Raw genomic sequence first — 1,437 nt, forward strand, 5'->3', positions numbered from 1 at the left:
TGCCGTGATTTCTGGGTCTAAGCAGCCTAAGGCTTTGCCCAAGACTCCCACCCCAATCGCCGCATCTACAATCAGCGGTAAATGGGGGCCATGCTGCTCAATGGAAGCGACCGGCTGAATAATCACAACATTTTCTTTGTCTGGCATCTGTTCGATATCAGTCCAGGTCAGATAAGGGAAAAATCGTTCCGGAGGAATGAAATTATGCATAAGAGTGTGGGGAGGGTGGGAAGTGTGGGAGGTGTGGGGAGAGGGAAAAAATCCTCTGTAGTTCATAGGTATGAGAAACCCTATATAGTAGAATACTTTGCCCACCGGACTTTAATTAGTATTTTTTTACACTCAGGAGGTTCAGAGGTTCGTTCACGAGGTTCAGAGGCTGATGCGATCGCACTTACTTAAATTAGCCTACCCTTAGTGCTATAGTTTTTTACTCAGGACTTACCCACAGAATCCATGGGTAGGGTGGGCAAGGTTTTGCCCACCCTACAGGTAGCTACCCTTAGTGCTATAGTTTTTTACTTATCAAGCATCAAAGCTCGATAACCAGCTTGAACAAGGCGTTCCATACAAATAATGGTCATGTTCCATAGCCCAGTCTGATGGTGCTTCAACTGTTCCGGCAAATCCTTATAACACATCCCAGGCATTTTGGCTAGTAACTGTTGTCACTTCTGTCTCAATAGCAATCGCATAGCGCTTGCCGGGTTCGAGATTAACAGTTCTGTCTAACCGTAAAACCTCACCATCGAAGATAGCTGTTACTACAGGTATCTTTCGAGCTTCTGTGCTGTCAGCAGGTTGAGTTTTAACATCTTGGCGGAGGTGAATTTCCTGTATTAGGTCTGCCCAGCTAAAATCTTCTGGTAATTTATCGATTAATCTACGTGCTTCTTCTTTGAGATTAAGGCTTGCCATAAATTTTATCGTAAGCATTCAGCCGTCAGCCGTCAGCCGTCAGCCATTCGCGTTTGCGAAGCGTCGGCTTTGCCGAAAGCTTGGCCTATGGCCAAGGCCAAGGCTCACGCTGCTTGAGGTGGTTATTTTATTCAAAAGCACCTCAAGTAGCGCATTAGCTGATAGCTGATAGCTGATAGCTGAATGCTTACATTTTATCCTCCAAGTCATTAAGCTAGTGGGATCACTTTGGCTGATCAGGCTCACAGGCTCAATCACCAGGCTCACAGGCTGATGCGATCGCACTTGCCTAAATTAGCCTACCCTTAGTGCAATGGATTACTATAGACAAAAATAACCTATTAGTGTACCCAAAAACGAATTAGAACTCGCAGCATTACTAATGATACATATAGTGCGGCTCGTTTTAGCTAGGAGCCTCTAGAAACTAGAGGGGTATGAGCTAAGGGATTCGCGGGATAACCCCCGAAATCCTAACTATTTCTTGGATGGTGGTGAAAACCCACCCCTTGAGGAGAC

The 1,437-nt window shown here is 45.6% G+C and carries 4 protein-coding genes; 1 reads left to right on the forward strand and 3 read right to left on the reverse strand.

Annotation, left to right across the window (positions count from 1 at the left end):
• The coding region (locus tag F6K20_RS38370; RefSeq protein ID WP_287298416.1) for a creatininase family protein at positions 1–210 on the reverse strand (210 nt) is incomplete at its 3' end.
• On the opposite strand from F6K20_RS38370, the gene F6K20_RS38375 reads away from it, so the two are divergent.
• Positions 205–402 carry a hypothetical protein gene (locus F6K20_RS38375; RefSeq protein ID WP_131827281.1) on the forward strand — a complete coding sequence of 66 codons (198 nt, stop codon included), beginning with the start codon at positions 205–207 and terminating at the stop codon, positions 400–402. The two genes, F6K20_RS38370 and F6K20_RS38375, sit on opposite strands and share 6 nt — an antisense overlap.
• Positions 403–630: 228 nt before the next feature.
• Here F6K20_RS38375 and F6K20_RS38380 read toward each other — a convergent pair whose 3' ends face one another.
• Together F6K20_RS38380 and F6K20_RS38385 are read right to left on the reverse strand one after the other, a co-directional pair.
• Positions 631–936 carry a hypothetical protein gene (locus F6K20_RS38380; RefSeq protein ID WP_287266207.1) on the reverse strand — a complete coding sequence of 102 codons (306 nt, stop codon included), beginning with the start codon at positions 934–936 and terminating at the stop codon, positions 631–633.
• 21 nt (positions 937–957) lie between these two features.
• Positions 958–1,203: a hypothetical protein gene (locus F6K20_RS38385; RefSeq protein WP_287298417.1), complete on the reverse strand. Its 246-nt coding sequence runs from the start codon at positions 1,201–1,203 to the stop codon at positions 958–960.
• Positions 1,204–1,437 lie beyond the last annotated feature (234 nt).

Origin of the sequence: Moorena sp. SIO2C4 (genome assembly GCF_010672485.1) — a bacterium.
GTDB lineage: Bacteria > Cyanobacteriota > Cyanobacteriia > Cyanobacteriales > Coleofasciculaceae > Moorena > Moorena producens.